Raw genomic sequence first — 15,823 nt, 5'->3', positions numbered from 1 at the left:
TCCTACAGCATGGTCAGCGGCGTCGGCCCGTCCGGCGGGGCGAACAACCGGTCCAGCTCCGCGCGCAGTCCGTCCGGCAGCGGGCGGTCGCGCGCGGCGGCGTTCTGCCGCACGCGCTCGGCGCTGCCGCTCTTGGGGATCGCGACCACGCCGTCCTGCGCGAGCAGCCAGGCCAGCGCGGCCTGCGCCGGCGCCAGGCCGTGGCGCTGCGCGCAGGCGGCCAGCGCCCGGTGGCGCAGCAGCCGGCCCTGGTCGAATGGCGAATAGGCCATGACGGGCAGGGCGTGCTCGCGCTGCCAGGGCAGCAGGTCCCATTCGATGCCGCGCTCGCCGAGGTGGTAGAGCACCTGGTTGGCCTGCGCCGCCTGGCCGCCGGGCGTGCGCCACAGCTGCTGCATGGCCCGCGCGTCGAAGTTGCTGACGCCGAAGTGGCGGATCTTGCCGGCGCGGCGCAGCGCCTCGAAGGCCTCCACCGTCTCGGCCAGCGGCACGCTGCCGGGCCAGTGCAGCAGGTACAGGTCGATGGTCTCCACGCCCAGGCGCCGCAGGCTGGCCTCGCAGCTGCGCGGCATGGCCCGGGCCGAGGCGTTGTGCGGGTAGACCTTGCTGACCAGGAACACCTCGCCGCGCCGGCCGGCGATGGCTTCGCCGACCAGCTGCTCGGCGCGGCCGTCGCCGTACATCTCGGCCGTGTCGATCAGCGTCAGCCCCAGGTCCAGGCCCTGGCGCAGCGCGGCGATCTCCTCGCCGCGCCGGGCCGGGTCGTCGCCCAGGTTCCAGGTGCCCTGGCCGAGCGCGGGCACGGCTTCGCCGCAGGGGAGCCGCCGTTGCAGGCGCATTGGCCCGCCCTCGGGCCTGCGGCCCGGTTCCTCCGGGTGGGCATGCGCCCCTTCGGGCGGCGGGGCGGGGCTCATGCCGGCGCTTTCGGCGGCGTGTCGAAGTCGCGCGCGTCGTGGCGCTCGCGCAGTTGGCCGGCCGGGCCGTCCGCGGTGCGGTTGACCATGCGGCCGCGGCGCACGGCCGGCCGCGCGGCGATCTCGGCCGTCCAGCGCTGCAGGTGGCGGTATGCCTGCACCTGCAGGAACTCGCCGGCACCGTACAGCTCGCCCAGCGCGAGCTGGCCGTACCAGGGCCAGATGGCCATGTCGGCGATGGTGTAGGCGTCGCCGGCCACGTAGCGGCTCTCGGCCAGGCGGCGGTCCAGCACGTCGAGCTGGCGCTTGGTCTCCATCGCGTAGCGGTCGATCGCGTACTCGATCTTGGCCGGCGCATAGGCGTAGAAGTGGCCGAAGCCGCCGCCCACGAACGGCGCGCTGCCCATCTGCCAGAACAGCCACGACAGGCACTCGGCCCGCCCTGGCGCACCGGCCGCGGGCACGAAGGCGCCGAACTTCTCGGCCAGGTACAGCAGGATCGCGCCGGACTCGAACACCCGCACCGGCTGCGCGCCGCTGCGGTCCACCAGCGCCGGGATCTTGGAGTTCGGGTTGACGGCCACGAAGCCGCTGCCGAACTGCGCGCCCTCGCCGATCGGGACCAGCCAGGCGTCGTACTCGGCGCCATCGTGGCCGGCCGCCAGCAGCTCTTCCAGCAGCACCGTGACCTTCACGCCATTGGGCGTGCCCTGCGAGTACAGCTGCAGCGGGTGGCGGCCCACCGGCAGCTCCTGCTCGTGCGTGGCGCCGGCCACGGGCCGGTTGATGTTGGCGAAGCGCCCGCCGCTGGCCTTGTTCCAGGTCCAGACGGCTGGCGGGGTGTAGGGCGTCGTGTCGTCGTCGCGCATGCGGTGGGTCCTTTCGTGGTGTGGCGCGGCCAGTCTATGCAGGCTGGCGCGGCGTGCCGGCATCGAGCAGAAAGTCCGTGACCTCGTCCGAGAAACGCTTGCGCCGGCCGTCGAGCAGCACCGTGTCCGCCGCCTGCGGGTCGGGCCGGGCGCCGGGCATGCCGTGCGCGACCAGCGCCTGCGCGCAGCCCAGCCAGTCGCCGGGGCCGTCGGGCCGGTTGACCGAGGCCCAGGACAGCGTGCCGCTGCAGTCGTCGCCGAAGCCGTGGCGCTCGGTCCACTGCGCGCCATGGGCCAGCAGCAGCCGGGCCATTTCCGCATCGCCGCGGAACACGGCGTGGTTCAGCGCCGAGGCCTGCCAGTCCCCGCCCGGCGTGGCGACCGGCCAGCCCAGCCGCAGCATGCAGCGCACGCCGTCCAGGCAGCCCGTGGCCGCCAGTTCGGGCAGCAGGCGCAGCTGCGCGGGCGCCAGTGCGGCCGGCCAATCCGGATGCCGGGCCTGCAGGCACCGCGCCTCGGCCTCGTCGCCGCGGGCGCAGGCGGCGACGAACAGCTCGTCCGGCGCCTGCGCCGCGCTGGGCGGCAGCAGCCCGGCCGCGGCCAGCAGCGCCGCCACCTCGGGCAGGCCGTGGCGCAGCGCCAGCGTGGCGGCGTCGGTGCCGTCCGGCGTGCGGGCGCGCGGGTCGGCGCCGGCGCGCAGCAGCGCGGCCACGTGCGCGGCCGAGCGGCGCCGGCGGATCGCCCACAGCAGCGGGCGGCCCCAGTCGCTGGTGGGCGGGCCGGCCGCCGGCTCGTTCGGATCGGCGCCGTGCGCCAGCAGCAGTTCCAGCTGGGGCAGGGCGTCCAGGTCCAGCACGCGGTACAGCGCGTTGGTGCCGGTGACGCGCGCGCCGGCTTCGAGCAGCAGCCGCGTGCATTCCGGATGCTCCAGCGCGTGGTAGAGCGATTCGCCGTCGTTCGGGTCGGCCCCGGCGGCCAGCAGCAGGCGCGTCAGCGCCGCGTCGTGGTTCTGCCCGGCCGCGCCGTACAGGGCCGAGAGCCGCTCGGTCGCGGAAGGCGCCTGCAGCGAGGCCGGCGGCCAGCGGCTGCCGACCTGCTGGCCGGGGTCGGCGCCGGCCGCGAGCAGCCGCTGCGCGCAGGCGTGCAGCCCGGCGCGGAAGGCCGGCAGCCGCAGCAGGCTGGAATGCGTGACGGCCAGCAGCGGTGGCAACTGCAGCGGCCCGCCCGGCCGGTGCACCCAGCCGGCGTCGCGCGCGATCGCGGCCTCGACGGCCGCCAGGTCGCCCACCGCGCAGGCCAGCAGCGGATCGCCCGCGGCCAGCCCGGGCTGCGCGGCCAGCAGCCGCGCGGCGACGGCGGGCTGCGCGCCATCCAGGCTGCCGGTGAGGTCGCCGGCATAGACCAGGCCCAGCCAGTGCCGCTGCGCCTGCGCCGGGTCGTCGGCCAGCGCCCGGCGCGCGGCGACGAAGCCGGCCAGCTCGGCCCAGGACGCGAAGCCGTATTCGCGCGCGAGGCAGGACTGCGCGTCGTGCAGCCTCCAGTCCATGGCGGCCAGCGCCGCGTCGTCATGGCCGGCGGCGGCTGGCAGATGGCCGCGCAGCCGCGCCAGCGCGGCCGGCGTGCCGGCGCGGGCCTCGGCCGCCAGTTGCTTGGCCTGTTTCTTCAGATGGCCCAGGTCGGGCCGCAGGGGCATGCGCTTCACGAGCACCTCCGTGCAGGAACGCCGACGGCCCGCAAGTCCGGCTGCACAAAGGCGAAGTGCCTGGCATGTGTCTGCAAGTGGGTTCCACCCTTCCCGCGGGCCCGGGCGCGGCTTGCACCGCGGGGGACGATGGTAGCGGTGGCCGCAGCGATCCGCCGCGACCGTCCCGGCCGGCCCATGCCCGCGGGTATCAGATGATGGCCTGCAAGCCCTTGTCTGCAATCACGTTGAGCAGCTTGAGCGCCGGCCCCGTGGGATGCGTTTCGCCTTGCTCCCACTTGCGCACCGTCGAGGCCGAGGTGTGCAAGTGCAGCGCGAATACCGGCTGGCTGAACTTCAATCTTTCGCGCAGGTGCCTGATGTCGTCAGCACTGAACTCCCGTACCGGAGGCGGGCAAATGGCGTCGAAACTGCGCATCGTCACCTTGCTGATTGCCCCCGCCTTGTGGAGCACGGCGAGGTCGTCGCGCAGGGATTCAATGATCTTGCTCACAATGCACCTCCAGTAGTACGCCTGCCCGCAATGCAATGGCCAGGTCCCGGGCAGACAGTTCCAGGAACACCTTGCCTGCGAATTGCAGCGCCTTCTTCTCCTCCTGCGTGATGTTCGCCTTGCTGTTCTTGGAGAACCCATGCAGGAACACGCATCGGCTGCCGATCCGCATCGACAGCAGCGTGCGGTAGCCGCCACTCTTGCCCGCACCGGGTCGAGCGACCCGCTTCTTGTAGAGGAAGCCACCCAAGTCCGCGTCCATCAGGCCGCACTCCATTTCCTGGACCGCCTTGCACAGCACGGCATCGGGTAGTTTCTCGCTTGCCTGCCATCGCGCAAAGTCTTTGCGCTTGAGGATTTGCGTCGTCACGATCCCGAAACTCTACCCGAAACGGGCATGTTTTTCCATGCGCTACTTCGGCCGGTGTACTGGGCCATGCGTCCACCATGGCTCGGTGTCGACAGCCATCCGAGGGGCAACTGCTGCGCGGCACCGCATCGCCGTCGGGGTTCCAGCCTGGCGCGCCTCCTCAATCTGCCGGATCGCCGCGGCGCAGCCCCAGCACGCGCAGCATCCACGCATCGCGCTCGCGCGCCAGCTGGTCCGGGCTGCGGCCGGCGGCGGCCTGCTGCATCTGCGCGACGAGCAGCGCGCGCGTGGCCGCGTCCAGCGTCGGCTGGCCGAGGTCGGCCCACCAGTGCTCGACGGCGGGGCCGAGGCGGTCCAGGAAGCCGGCCATGCCCTGCGGCCCGCCGGACAGGTGGAAGATCGCGTGCGGGCCGCACACCGTCCAGCGCGCGCCCAGGCCGTCGGTCACGGCGCGGTCCACGTCGGCCACGGTGGCGTAGCCCTCGGCGACCAGGTGCACGGCTTCGCGCCACAGCGCGGCCTGCAGCCGGTTGACCAGGTGGCCGGTGGCCTCGCGCCGCAGGCGCACGGTCTGCTTGCCCAGCGCGCGGTAGAAGGCTTCGGCGCGGTCCAGCGCGGCCGGTGCGGTCTGCGCGCCGCCGACCAGCTCGACCAGCGGCATCAGGTAGGCCGGGTTGCAGGGGTGGGCGACCAGCAGGCGCTGCGGATGGCGCAGCCCGTGCTGCAGCGCCGAGGGCATGAGGCCGGAGGAGCTGGACATCAGCAGCGCATCGGTTGGCGCGGCGGCCTCGATGTCGCGGTAGGCGCGCTGCTTGAGCGCCAGGTCTTCCGGCAGCGCCTCCTGGATGAAGGCGGCCCCGCACACGGCGTCGCCGATGCCGTGCGCCAGCACCGGCGCGGTGGGCGCGGCCGACAGCGTGCCCAGGGCCTGCATGGCGGGGCGGGCGCGCTCCAGCATGGCGTCCAGCCGGGCGGCGGCACCGGGAGCGGGATCGGCCACCCGTACCGGCAGGCCAGCCAGCGCGAAGAAGGCGGCCCAGGCCGCGCCGATGGTGCCGGCGCCGATGACGGCCACCGGGCCGGCCGGCAGGTCGGCCGCCGGGGCTGCTGTGGGGTGGGTCGCGGGCGGCATGGAGGTCAGACGCCCAGGTAGCGCTGCACCGCCTGCCGCTCGGCCTGCAGCGCGGCGCCGTCGCCCTGCCAGACGACGCGGCCTTTCTCCAGCACCACGTGGCGGTCGGCCAGCGCCTCCAGCGGGCCCAGGTGCTTGTCCACGACCAGCATGGCCAGGCCCTCGCGGCGCAGTTCGCCGAGCACGCGCCAGATCTGCTCGCGCACCAGCGGGGCCAGGCCTTCGGTGGCTTCGTCCAGGATCAGCAGGCGCGGGTTGGTCATCAGCGCGCGGCCGATGGCCAGCATCTGCTGCTCGCCGCCGGAGAGCTGGGCGCCCAGGTGGCCGGCACGCTCGGCCAGCCGGGGGAACCAGCCGTGGATGCGCTCCAGCGTGAAGGGCCGCGCGGCGTGCCGGCGGTCGGCGGCGGTGGCCAGCAGGTTCTCGGCCACGGTGAGCGTGGGGAACACCTGGCGGCCCTCGGGCACCCAGCCCAGGCCGAGCCGCGCGATCTCGAACGGCGCCAGGCCCGCGGTGTCGCGCCCGGCGAAGCGGATGCGGCCGGCCCGGCACGGCAGCAGCCCCATCGCGCAGCGCAGCAGCGTGCTCTTGCCCATGCCGTTGCGGCCCAGCAGCGTGACGATGCGGCCTTCGCCGACGGCCAGGTCCACGCCGTGCAGCACGCGGCTGGCGCCGTAGCCGGCGGCCAGGCCCTGGATGTCGAGCAGCGGCGCGGCCGCCGTCATGCCTGCCCCAGGTAGGCGCGGCGCACGGCCGGGTCGGCCTGCACCTCGGCCGGCGCGCCGCTGGCGATGGCGCGGCCGTCGACCAGCACGCTGACGCGGTCGGCCAGGCGGAACACGGCGTCGATGTCGTGCTCGACCAGCAGCATGGCGTAGCGGCGCTTGAGCTGCAGCAGCAGTTCGACCATGCGCTCGGATTCGCCCTGGGCCATGCCGGCCAGCGGTTCGTCCAGCAGCAGCACGCGCGGCTGCAGGGCCAGCGCCATGGCCAGCTCCAGCTGGCGGTGCTCGCCATGGGCCAGGGCCGCCACGTCCGCATGTGCGCGGCCGGCCAGGCCGACCTGCTCCAGCGCGGCCAGGGCCGGACCGGTCAGCGCGGGCTGGCGGTGCACGGGCGTCCAGGCGCCGAAGGATGCGCCGGCGCGCGCCTGCACCACCAGCATCACGTTCTCCAGCACGGTGAAGCCGGGCAGCAGCTGCGTGATCTGGTAGGAGCGGGCGATGCCGGCGCGCGCGCGGCGCGCCACGCTCCAGCGCGTGACGTCGCGGCCGTCCAGCAGCACGCGGCCGGCGTCGGGCCGCAGCTCGCCGGTCAGCAGGCCCATGGCCGTGGTCTTGCCGGCGCCGTTGGGGCCGATCAGCGCGTGCGTCTCGCCCGGCGCCAGCGCGAGCTGCAGGCCGTCGGTGGCCAGCAGGCCGCCGAAGCGCTTGACCAGGCCCTCGGCCTGCAGCAGCGGCGCGGCGTCGGCGGCCGGCGTGCGGGCGGGCCGGGGCGCCGCGGTGCGGGCCTGCGCGGGCAGCGGGGCGGGGTGGGCGGCGAGGTCCACCGGCATACCGTCGTCCGTACGCGCTGCGGGGCGAGCACTTCGGGGTGATCCGGCGGCGTTTGCTGGACGACCTTCGCCCGTACGGGCTGCGGTGCGCGCCTCTTCGGGCGGCCGGCCGAGGCTCATGGCTTGCCCTCGCGCCGCAGCACGGCGCCCCACAGCCCGCGCCGCGACAGCAGCGCCACCAGCACGATGGCCGGGCCGAGGATGGCCATCCAGTGCTGCGTCAGGCTCGACAGCCATTCCTCCAGCAGCAGCAGCGCCGCGGCGCCGACCAGCGGCCCCATGACCGTGCCCATGCCGCCCAGCACCACCATCAGGATCAGCTCGCCCGAGGCCTGCCACGACAGGTAGGACGGCGAGGCGAACGCCGTCAGGTTGGCCAGCAGCCAGCCCGCCACCGTGCAGGCCAGCGCCGAGGCCACGTAGGCCGCCAGCTGGTAGCGCAGCCGCGCGAAGCCGGCCGCCAGCATGCGCCGTTCGTTGGCGCGAAAGCCGCGCAGCACCATGCCGAAGCGCGCGTGCGCCGCGCGCCAGGCGGCCAGCATGACCAGTGCCAGCACGGCCAGCGCCAAGTAGTACAGCGCGGCCTTGCCCTCCAGCGCCGGCCAGGGCGCGAGCTGGCTGCGCTGCTCCAGCGGCAGGCCGTCGTCGCCGCCGTAGGCCTTCAGGCTCACCGCCAGGAAATAGAACATCTGGCCGAAGGCCAGCGTGATCATGATGAAGCCCATGCCGCGCGTGCGCAGCGAGACCAGGCCCAGCGGCACGGCCACCACGGCGGCCAGCGCCAGCGCGATGGCCAGCTGCGCCCAGCCGTCCGCCAGGCCGTGGAAGGCGGCGATGCCGGCCGCGTAGGCGCCGATGCCGACGTACAGCGCATGGCCCAGGCTGACCAGGCCGCCGTAGCCCAGCAGCAGGTTCAGCCCGCTGGCCGCGATGGCGAACACCACGATGCGCGTGGCCAGCGTCAGCCAGAAGCTGGAGCCGGCCCACTGCGCCAGCAGCGGCATGGCCAGCAGCAGGCACCACAGCGCGCCGGCCAGCCAGGGGCGCGGCGCGCGCCACGACAGCGGTTCGGGGAACATGCGGCTCACCGCCGGGCCGGGAACAGCCCGCCGGGCCGCACCGCCAGGATCAGCGCCATGCACAGGTAGATCAGCATCGAGGCCAGCGCCGGGCCGGCCGCGTCGGCCACGCTGCGCTCGAACAGCGCGCGCGTGAGCTGCGGCATGTAGGCGCGGCCCATGGTGTCGACCAGGCCGACCAGCAGCGCGGCCAGGAAGGCGCCGCGCACCGAGCCGATGCCGCCCACCACGATGACCACCAGCGCCAGGATCAGCACGTTGTCGCCCATGCCGGACTGCACCGCCACCGTGGGGCCGACCAGCCAGCCGGCCAGCGCCGCCAGCCCGGCGCCGACTGCGAACAGCGCCGTGTTCAGCAGCCGCGCGTTTACGCCCAGCGCGGCCACGGTGTCCGGGTGCGTGGCGCTGGCGCGCACCAGCATGCCGGCGCGCGTGCGGTGGATCAGCAGGTGGATGCCGGCGGCCACCGCCAGGCCGGCCGCGATGATCGCCAGCCGGTAGGCCGGGTAGCTGAACTCGCCGAACTGTACCGCGCCGGCCAGCCAGGCCGGCGGCGCCGCGAACAGCGGCTGCGCGCCCCAGACCATGCGCACCACCTCGTTGAAGAACATGATCAGGCCTAGCGTGGCGAGCACCTGGTCCAGGTGGTCGCGCGCGTACAGGCGGCGCAGCGCCAGCCGCTCCACGGCCACCGCCAGCAGCATCGCGCCGGCCACGCCGGCCAGCCCGGCCAGCAGGAACGAGTCGGTGCGCGCCAGCGTGGCCGCCGCGAAGTAGGCGCCCAGCATGTAGAAGGCACCGTGGCTCAGGTGCACGAAGTTCATGATGCCGAACACCAGCGTCAGGCCGGCGGCGAGCAGGAACAGCAGCATGCCGAACTGCACCCCGTTCAGCAGCTGGGCGAGGAACAGGCTCACTTCATCGGGCAGTCTTGCACGTACGCGTCGTGGTGCGCCGTCAGCTGCCGCGTGACCGTCTTCAGGTTGGCGTTGCCCTTGGCGTCGCGGGCGACCTGGAACACGTGAAAGTCCTGCACCGGGAACTGGTTCGGCCCGAAGCGGAAGCTGCCGCGCACGGAGGCGAAGTCCGCCGCCTTCAGCGCGGCGCGCAGCGCGGCGGCGTCGGTGCTGCCCTTGGTCTTGCGCAGGGCCGAGCCGATCAGCTGCGCGGCGTCGTAGGCCTGGGCGGCGTATTCGGACGGCGTGCGCTTGTACTGCGCCTCGAAGTCGGCGACGAAGCGGCGGTTGGCCGGCGCCGGCAGGTCCGGCCCCCAGACGGAGGCGTGCAGCACGCCCAGCGCGCTGTCCTTCAGCGCGGGCAGCGTGGTGCCGTCGGTGGTGGACACGCTCAGCAGCGGGATCTTGCCCATCAGCCCGGCCTGCTGGTAGGCGCGCACGAAGGCCACGCCCAGGCCGCCGGGGTAGAAGACGTAGACCGCGTCGGGCTTCTCGGCGGCGATGCGTGCCAGCTCGGCCGAGAAGTCCAGCTGGCTCAGCGGGGTATAGACCTCGTCGGCCAGCGGCCGGGTGTAGCTGCGCTTGAAGCCGCCCACGTAGTCCTTGCCGGCCTGGTAGTTCGGCGCCATCGCGACGATGCGCTGGTAGCCCTGGTCGACGGCGTAGCGGCCCATGGCCTCGGCGGTCTGGTCGTTCTGCTTGGCCACCACGAACAGGTTGGGCGTGCACTGGCTGCCGGCCAGCGGCGCCGGCCCGGCGTTGGCGCCGACCACGATGACGCCGGCCGAGGTCAGCTTCTTCGTGACGGCCATCATCACGTTGGCGAAGGTCAGGCCGGTGACGATGGGCACCTTCTCCTTCTCGATCAGCTCGTCGGCGATCTGGCTGGCGACCTCGGGCTTGAGCTGGGTGTCGCGCCGCAGCACCTGCACCGGCACGTCGCCGAGCTGGCCGCCGTTCTGCTGCACGGCGAGCATGAAGCCGTCGAGCATGTCCTGCCCGAGCGCGGCCTGCGGGCCGGACAGCTCGGCCATGAAGCCGATCTTGACGGGAGCGGGGGAGGGTTGCTGGGCCTGCGCCGGATGGGCGAGGCCCAGGGCGAGGGAGGCGAGCACGCTGGCGAGCAGTTTCACGGCAAGAGTCCTGAAGTCGTTCTTCTGCCGGGCGATGGCGTGCGGCTGGTCGTCGGCGGGCCGCATTGTTCATCAAATCGGGTTATCCCGCAGAAATCTCCGTGCGGCGCTGGTGCCATGTGCGTCGGCTATCGTCGGGCGCCATGGCTTCCTCCGCGATCGTGCGCGCGCACTGGGCTGCGCGCTTCCTGTTCTTCTGCGCCGGCTTCCTGTTCGCCACCTGGGGCGTGCACATCCCCACCGTCAAGGCGGTCTATGGACTGGGCGTGGGCGCCATCGGCGGCCTGGTGCTGGCCGCCGGCATCGGCTCGGTGGCGGGCCTCACGCAGGCCGGCTGGCTGATCGCGCGCCACGGCGCGCGGCGCGTGGCGTGGTGGGGCGGCATGCTGTCGGCCGTGGCCATCGCGTTGCTGCTGCAGATGCCGCACCCGGTGGCGCTGTGGGCGCTGCTGGCGCTGTACGGCGCGGCCAGCGGGCTGCTGGACGTGGCCATGAACGCCGACGCCTCCGAGCTGGAGCGCGCCGCCGGCCGGCCGCTGATGAGCGCCTTCCACGGCATGTTCAGCCTGGGCGGCATGGCCGGTGCGGCGCTGGGCGCCGCGCTGCTGCAGGCCGCCGTCGCGCCGCGGCTGCACCTGTGGGCCGTGGCCCTGGGCAGCGCGGCACTGCTCGCCTGGAGCGTGCGGCAGATGCTGCCGGCGCCGCCGGCCGGGCCGCACGAAGCGGTGCACGGCCGCTTCGCACTGCCGCGCGGGCAACTGGCGCTGGTGGGGCTGCTGGCCGCCCTGGGCTTCGTCGTCGAGGGCGCGATGTACGACTGGAGCGTGCTGTTCCTGCAGGCCGAGCGCGGCGCGCCGCAGCAGCGGGCGGCCATGGCCTACGCCAGCTTCTCGGCGGCGATGGCGGCCACGCGCTTCCTGGGAGACCGGCTGCGCGTGCGCTGGTCGGCCGTGGGCCTGCTGCGCGCCAGCGCGCTGCTGGCCGGCGCGGCGCTGGCGCTGGTGCTGCTGTCGGACAGCGTGGCGCTGGCGCTGCTGGGCTTCGCACTGGTGGGCGTGGGGCTGGCCAACGTGGTGCCGGTGCTGTTCAGCGCGGCGGCCCGGGTGCCGGGCGTGGCGCCGGCGCAGGGCATCTCGGCCGTGGCCGCCGTGGGCTACTGCGGCTTCATGGTCGGGCCGTCCATCATCGGCTTCGTGGCCCATGGCAGTTCGCTGACGGCGGCGCTGGGCATGGTGGTGGGGCTGGCGCTGCTGCAGGCGGCGCTGGCGCGGCGCGCGCTGCGGGCCTGAGCGGCCCTGCCGGAGGCAGGGGCGGGGCGGCCTTTGCTATGGTGGCTCCTCTTCCACATCTCTTTCACATCGAAAGGACATTCGACCATGGCTGGAATCGAGATCGCCGTCATTGTCGGCAGCCTGCGCAAGGATTCGTTCAACCGCAAACTCGCCACGGGGCTGGCCAAGCTGGCGCCGGCGGACTTCGCGTTCAGGCAGCTGCGCATCGACGACCTGCCGCTGTACAACCAGGACGACGACGGCAACCCGGCCGAGAGCGTGCAGCGGCTGAAGTCCGAGATCCGCGCGGCGCAGGGCCTGCTGTTCGTGACGCCGGAGTACAACCGCTCCTTTCCCGGCGTGCTGAAGAACGCGATCGACCACGCCTCGCGCCCCTACGGCAAGAGCGCCTTCCCGGGCAAGCCGGCCGGCGTGATCGGCGTGTCGGTCGGCGCCATCGGCACGGCGCTGGCGCAGCAGCACCTGCGCAACGTGCTGGCCTACCTGGACGTGCCCACGCTGGCCCAGCCCGAGGCCTTCGTGCAGGCCAAGGACGGGCTGTTCGATGCCGACGGCGGCATCGGCCCGGCCGGCCGCGAGTTCCTGCAGGGCTGGATGGACAGATACGTGGCCTGGGTGCGCCGGCACGCCGGCTGAGGACGATCGGCCGGTGCGTACCGGCCGCTACGCGCGTTTACAGAACTTCATCGGCCGGTCGTCGGCCGCCATGGACGGCGAACGTTGAATGGGCCTGTCGCAACTCGCCTCCGGAGGCCCCTCATGAAACGCCTGTCCCTTCTCGCCGTGCTGGCCGTCGCCGGGCTCGGCGGATGCGTGGTGGCCCCGGTCGGGCCCGGCTACCCCTACCGCGGCCGGCCCGTCGTGGTGGCGCCGGTGCCGCCGCCGGTGGTGGTCGTGCGTCCGGGCTACGACGATCGCCGCGGCGGCTACGGGCGAGGGTACTACCGGCGCGATGACGGCCGGCGCTGGTATCCCAACGATTGATCCCCGATCCGTGCGGAACCAACGGCGGCCTGCCGGCTCCATCGCCGACAATTCCGGCCGCCGCCGCCCGCGGGGCGGCAGTCGACGACGAAGCGCTGCACGAAGAAGGGATGGGAATGCTGTTGCGAATGTTGGATGAAGCACCGCGCAAGGTGCTGGCGTTGGCGAGCCTCGCCTGCGTGGCGCTGCTGGCCTTCGGCCTGTACCTGCAGCACGTCGGTGGCCTGGAGCCGTGCCCGATGTGCATCGTGCAGCGCTACGCGCTGGTGCTGGTGGCCGTGGTCGCGGGGCTGGCGGCGCTGTTCCGTTCGCGCGGCGCCCACATGGCCGGCGGCGTGCTGGCCCTGGCGGTGGCCGGGTTCGGTGCCTTCGTCGCGGCGCGCCAGAGCTGGCTGCAGTGGTATCCGCCCGAGGTGGCCAGCTGCGGGCGCGACCTCTACGGGATGATCGAGACCTTTCCGCTCAAGCGCGCGGTGCCGATGATCTTCGCCGGCGGCGGCGATTGCGCGGCCGTCGACTGGACCTTCCTGGGCGGCTCCATCGCCAACTGGTCGTTCCTGTGCTTCGTCGGCTTCGCGCTGCTGATGCTGGTGTTGGTCTGGCGCGGCCTGGCGCGGCGTTGAGCGTCCGCCTGCCGGGCTGTCGGCGCCCGCCTACAGCCGCAGGTGTCCGCGCCTGACCGCGCCGGGCGCGGTGCCTGCGCTACCGTCGCAGTCTCATCCAAGGGGAGTGCCGGTCCATGTCGAGCGCCATGCTGCACGCCGTCGAGGCGATGCCACGCAACCAGTCCCGAGAACCGCTGGCGGACGCCGCCGCGGCCGAAGCCGCCCGCTACGCGGTGCTGCGCCGGCTGGGCTCGGCGATCCGGCACCAGATCGCCGGTGCCTTGCAGCCGGTCGGCATGATGGCGACCCTGCTGGAACGCCGCCTCAAGGCGCCTGAGCCCAGCATGGAGTCGCTGCGCCGCAACAGCGGCGAGCTGAGCACGCTGTCGCGCGCGGCGAGTGCCGAGTGCGTCGCGCTGATGGGCTGGCTGGCGCCGCGCGAGGACGAGGCCGTTCCGCTGGCGGCCGGCGTGCACGAGTGTCTGCACTTGATGGCCACGGAGCTGTCGTTCCGTGGTTTCTCGGTGGCGGACATGACCCTTCAGGTGCAGGCGGAGGTGTCACGCCCGGCGCTGCGCGCCGTGCTGCCTGCGGCCCTGATGGCCTTGACGGATGCCGCGCCGTCGCCGGCCGAGGTCCGCATCGATGCGCGCAGCGCCGACGGTACCGCGGTCGAACTGGAATTGGCGCTGCTGCCCCAGCAAGGCGAGCCACCGCCGCCGGCCAAGGCCTACCGCCCCATCGCCTGGCCGGACGTGCAGGCGCTGGCGCAGGCCGAGGGCGTGGGACTGGAGTGCACTGGCGACCGTGTGGTGCTGCGCTTCGCGTACCAGCCGCGCGGCGCTGTCAACTGAGGAAGGCAGCCCGCGTGGACGCATCGGCGGCTGGGCCCGCGCCGCGACCGATGCAGGACGGCGCTGCGGGCGGATGCGAACGGAACGCTGCCCGCAGCGCGCCCGTTCAATCGATCAGCTTGTTCTTCAGCGCGTAGTAGGTCAGGTCGCTGTTGGAGTTCAGGTTGAGCTTTTCCATCAGCCGCGTGCGGTAGGTGCTGACGGTCTTCACGCTCAGCGACAAGGTCTTGGCGATGTCGCCGGCCGTCTCGCCCTTGGCCAGCTTCAGGAACACCTGGAACTCGCGTTCGGAGAGCTGCTCGTGCGGCGCCTCGTCGCCCTTGCGGTTGATCTGCTGGGCCAGCAGTTCGGCCACCGTCGGCGTGATGTAGCGCCGGCCCATGGCCACGGTGCGGATGGCGTTCACGATCTCCATCGGATCGCATTCCTTGTTCAGGTAGCCGCTCGCGCCCTGGCGGATCAGGTTCATCGCGTAGTGCTCTTCGGGGTAGCCCGACAGGATCAGGATGCCGAGGTCCGGCGCCTTGGCGCGGATCATCGCGAGCACGTCGATGCCGGTCTGGCCGGGCATGGACAGGTCCATCAGCAGCACGTCCATCTCGGTGTTGCGCACCAGGTCGATGGCTTCGCGGCCACTGGCGGCTTCGCCGACCACGCGCAGATCCACATGGTCCGAGAAGAACTGCCGCAGACCGGAGCGAACGATGGCGTGGTCATCGACGATGCCGACTTTGATCATCTGGGCCTTTCCGACAAGACGTGTTTTTGCTGGCTGGCAGTGTGGCCCGGGGGCCTGGAAGCGTCTGTAGGACAGCGGCCCAATTTCAGCCGATGGCGCGGGCGTGGCGTCCCAAGGCCGGGTAGTTCGGGTCGGTGTAGCCCGGTGTCGAGGGATGGCCCGGCGGCACCAGGCGGTCGATCAGCGCCTCGTCCTCGGCGGTCATGGCGCCTTCCTGCGCGGGCAGGTAGTCCAGCCACTGCGCCAGCGTGCGCGGCCCGGCGATGACCGAGGACACCACGCCGCTGCCGAGCACCCAGCGGGTGGCGAACTGCGCCAGTGTCAGGCCCTGGGCCCGGGCATGGCCCTGCAGTTCCTGGGCGATGCGCAGCGACTCCTCGCGGAACTCGGTCTGCAGCACGCGCGGGTCGCCACGGCCGACGCGGCTGTCCGGGGCCGGCGCCTGGCCCGGCAGGTACTTGCCCGACAGGATGCCGCGCGCGGCCGGGCTGTAGGGCACCACGCCCAGGCCATGGTGGCGGCAGGCCGGCAGGATCTCGACCTCGGGCATGCGGTTCAGCAGGTTGTAGTAGGGCTGCACGACGGCGGGGCCGGGCATGTTGAGCCGCGCCGCCAGGTGCACCGCCTCGGCGATGCGCCAGCCGCGGAAGTTCGACAGGCCCCAGTAGCGGATCTTGCCGTCGCGCAGCAACTGGTCGAGCGCGCGCAGCGGCTCTTCCAGGTCCATGCCCTCGAAGTCGCGGTGCAGGTAGTAGATGTCGATGTGGTCGGTCGCCAGCCGGCGCAGGCTGGCCTCGGCCGCGGCCAGCACCCAGCGGCGCGAGTACCGGCCGTGGTTCGGCGCGTCGGCCATCTGGTTGCCGAGCTTGGTCGCGACGATCCAGTCGTGGCGGCGCGCGGCGAGGATGGTGCCCAGCATTTCCTCCGAGGCGCCGCGCGTGTAGACGTCGGCCGTGTCGAGGAAGTTCACGCCCTGGTCCTGGGCGTGGGCCACGATCTCGGTGGCCTCCGCCAGCGGCGTCTGGTCGCCGAACATCATGGTTCCGAGGCACAGGGCGGACACCTTCAGGGGACTCTTGCCGAGCGGGCGGTATTGCATGGGATGGAGCTTTCGGATGGCGTGGCGCGGGAGGCCATGCTAGCGCC

General features: G+C 73.1%; 18 protein-coding genes. 5 read left to right on the top strand and 13 right to left on the bottom strand.

The genetic code is table 11. The annotated features are described in order from the left end of the window. Positions 1-2: 2 nt before the first annotated feature. From QM782_RS00450 to QM782_RS00400, 11 genes are all read right to left on the bottom strand, one after another. Entirely contained in the window at positions 3-839 is an 837-nt protein-coding gene (locus tag QM782_RS00450) for an aldo/keto reductase (RefSeq protein ID WP_415200973.1), read from the bottom strand. 71 nt (positions 840-910) lie between these two features. After that, positions 911-1,783 (bottom strand): glutathione-dependent disulfide-bond oxidoreductase, encoded by an 873-nt coding sequence (gene yghU / locus QM782_RS00445; protein ID WP_415200972.1) that lies wholly within the window; start codon positions 1,781-1,783, stop codon positions 911-913. Positions 1,784-1,817: 34 nt separating this feature from the next. Further along, positions 1,818-3,485, bottom strand: a complete 1,668-nt coding sequence (locus QM782_RS00440) for an ankyrin repeat domain-containing protein (protein ID WP_415200971.1) — start codon at positions 3,483-3,485, stop codon at positions 1,818-1,820. A gap of 190 nt (positions 3,486-3,675) precedes the next feature. Continuing rightward, complete coding sequence (locus QM782_RS00435) at positions 3,676-3,978, bottom strand: helix-turn-helix domain-containing protein (RefSeq protein WP_415200970.1); 303 nt, start codon at positions 3,976-3,978, stop codon at positions 3,676-3,678. Then, positions 3,962-4,348, bottom strand: coding sequence for a type II toxin-antitoxin system RelE/ParE family toxin (locus QM782_RS00430; RefSeq protein WP_415200969.1), 387 nt, complete (start codon positions 4,346-4,348; stop codon positions 3,962-3,964). Before QM782_RS00430 ends, QM782_RS00435 begins: the two co-directional genes overlap by 17 nt. A gap of 160 nt (positions 4,349-4,508) precedes the next feature. After that, a complete protein-coding gene (locus tag QM782_RS00425; RefSeq protein ID WP_415200968.1) occupies positions 4,509-5,480 on the bottom strand; it encodes a 3-hydroxyacyl-CoA dehydrogenase NAD-binding domain-containing protein in 972 nt (323 codons plus the stop codon). 5 nt (positions 5,481-5,485) lie between these two features. After that, positions 5,486-6,187, bottom strand: coding sequence for an ABC transporter ATP-binding protein (locus QM782_RS00420; RefSeq protein ID WP_415205555.1), 702 nt, complete (start codon positions 6,185-6,187; stop codon positions 5,486-5,488). A 14-nt stretch (positions 6,188-6,201) separates the two neighbouring features. Then, positions 6,202-7,035 (bottom strand): ABC transporter ATP-binding protein, encoded by an 834-nt coding sequence (locus QM782_RS00415; protein ID WP_415200967.1) that lies wholly within the window; start codon positions 7,033-7,035, stop codon positions 6,202-6,204. A gap of 116 nt (positions 7,036-7,151) precedes the next feature. Continuing rightward, on the bottom strand, positions 7,152-8,114 hold the full coding sequence (locus QM782_RS00410; RefSeq protein WP_415200966.1) for a branched-chain amino acid ABC transporter permease: 963 nt from the start codon (positions 8,112-8,114) through the stop codon (positions 7,152-7,154). A gap of 5 nt (positions 8,115-8,119) precedes the next feature. Next, positions 8,120-9,031 (bottom strand): branched-chain amino acid ABC transporter permease, encoded by a 912-nt coding sequence (locus QM782_RS00405; RefSeq protein WP_415200965.1) that lies wholly within the window; start codon positions 9,029-9,031, stop codon positions 8,120-8,122. Next, complete coding sequence (locus QM782_RS00400; RefSeq protein WP_415200964.1) at positions 9,028-10,203, bottom strand: ABC transporter substrate-binding protein; 1,176 nt, start codon at positions 10,201-10,203, stop codon at positions 9,028-9,030. Before QM782_RS00400 ends, QM782_RS00405 begins: the two co-directional genes overlap by 4 nt. Before the next feature lie 143 nt (positions 10,204-10,346). Here QM782_RS00400 and QM782_RS00395 point away from each other — a divergent pair, with 143 nt between their 5' ends. The 5 genes from QM782_RS00395 to QM782_RS00375 all read left to right on the top strand — a co-directional run bounded on the left by QM782_RS00395 (position 10,347) and on the right by QM782_RS00375 (position 13,938). After that, positions 10,347-11,492: an MFS transporter gene (locus QM782_RS00395; protein WP_415200963.1), complete on the top strand. Its 1,146-nt coding sequence runs from the start codon at positions 10,347-10,349 to the stop codon at positions 11,490-11,492. An 87-nt stretch (positions 11,493-11,579) separates the two neighbouring features. Beyond that, entirely contained in the window at positions 11,580-12,131 is a 552-nt protein-coding gene (locus QM782_RS00390; protein WP_415200962.1) for an NADPH-dependent FMN reductase, read from the top strand. A gap of 123 nt (positions 12,132-12,254) precedes the next feature. Continuing rightward, positions 12,255-12,479 (top strand): hypothetical protein, encoded by a 225-nt coding sequence (locus QM782_RS00385; protein ID WP_415200961.1) that lies wholly within the window; start codon positions 12,255-12,257, stop codon positions 12,477-12,479. A 116-nt stretch (positions 12,480-12,595) separates the two neighbouring features. Continuing rightward, positions 12,596-13,102: a disulfide bond formation protein B gene (locus QM782_RS00380; protein ID WP_415200960.1), complete on the top strand. Its 507-nt coding sequence runs from the start codon at positions 12,596-12,598 to the stop codon at positions 13,100-13,102. Between the two features lie 116 nt (positions 13,103-13,218). After that, positions 13,219-13,938: a hypothetical protein gene (locus QM782_RS00375; RefSeq protein ID WP_415200959.1), complete on the top strand. Its 720-nt coding sequence runs from the start codon at positions 13,219-13,221 to the stop codon at positions 13,936-13,938. Between the two features lie 106 nt (positions 13,939-14,044). On the opposite strand, the gene QM782_RS00370 is transcribed toward QM782_RS00375, so the two are convergent. Both QM782_RS00370 and QM782_RS00365 read right to left on the bottom strand, forming a co-directional pair. Further along, positions 14,045-14,677: a response regulator gene (locus QM782_RS00370; protein ID WP_415200958.1), complete on the bottom strand. Its 633-nt coding sequence runs from the start codon at positions 14,675-14,677 to the stop codon at positions 14,045-14,047. A gap of 85 nt (positions 14,678-14,762) precedes the next feature. Beyond that, complete coding sequence (locus tag QM782_RS00365) at positions 14,763-15,776, bottom strand: aldo/keto reductase (protein ID WP_415200957.1); 1,014 nt, start codon at positions 15,774-15,776, stop codon at positions 14,763-14,765. Between the last annotated feature and the right edge of the window lie 47 nt (positions 15,777-15,823).

It is taken from the genome of Pseudorhodoferax sp. (assembly GCF_047601025.1).
GTDB lineage: Bacteria > Pseudomonadota > Gammaproteobacteria > Burkholderiales > Burkholderiaceae_C > Pseudorhodoferax.
This window is presented reverse-complemented; position numbering and strand designations above follow the sequence as displayed.

What these genes read in the sequence shown, in the direction of transcription:
- QM782_RS00415 (WP_415200967.1), bottom strand. Translation starts at nt 7,035, where the DNA reads ATGCCGGTGGACCTCGCCGCCCACCCCGCCCCGCTGCCCGCGCAGGCC.
- yghU (WP_415200972.1), bottom strand. Translation starts at nt 1,783, where the DNA reads ATGCGCGACGACGACACGACGCCCTACACCCCGCCAGCCGTCTGGACC.
- QM782_RS00365 (WP_415200957.1), bottom strand. Translation starts at nt 15,776, where the DNA reads ATGCAATACCGCCCGCTCGGCAAGAGTCCCCTGAAGGTGTCCGCCCTG.
- QM782_RS00450 (WP_415200973.1), bottom strand. Translation starts at nt 839, where the DNA reads ATGCGCCTGCAACGGCGGCTCCCCTGCGGCGAAGCCGTGCCCGCGCTC.
- QM782_RS00380 (WP_415200960.1), top strand. Translation starts at nt 12,596, where the DNA reads ATGCTGTTGCGAATGTTGGATGAAGCACCGCGCAAGGTGCTGGCGTTG.
- QM782_RS00375 (WP_415200959.1), top strand. Translation starts at nt 13,219, where the DNA reads ATGTCGAGCGCCATGCTGCACGCCGTCGAGGCGATGCCACGCAACCAG.
- QM782_RS00390 (WP_415200962.1), top strand. Translation starts at nt 11,580, where the DNA reads ATGGCTGGAATCGAGATCGCCGTCATTGTCGGCAGCCTGCGCAAGGAT.
- QM782_RS00425 (WP_415200968.1), bottom strand. Translation starts at nt 5,480, where the DNA reads ATGCCGCCCGCGACCCACCCCACAGCAGCCCCGGCGGCCGACCTGCCG.
- QM782_RS00385 (WP_415200961.1), top strand. Translation starts at nt 12,255, where the DNA reads ATGAAACGCCTGTCCCTTCTCGCCGTGCTGGCCGTCGCCGGGCTCGGC.
- QM782_RS00395 (WP_415200963.1), top strand. Translation starts at nt 10,347, where the DNA reads ATGGCTTCCTCCGCGATCGTGCGCGCGCACTGGGCTGCGCGCTTCCTG.
- QM782_RS00370 (WP_415200958.1), bottom strand. Translation starts at nt 14,677, where the DNA reads ATGATCAAAGTCGGCATCGTCGATGACCACGCCATCGTTCGCTCCGGT.
- QM782_RS00410 (WP_415200966.1), bottom strand. Translation starts at nt 8,114, where the DNA reads ATGTTCCCCGAACCGCTGTCGTGGCGCGCGCCGCGCCCCTGGCTGGCC.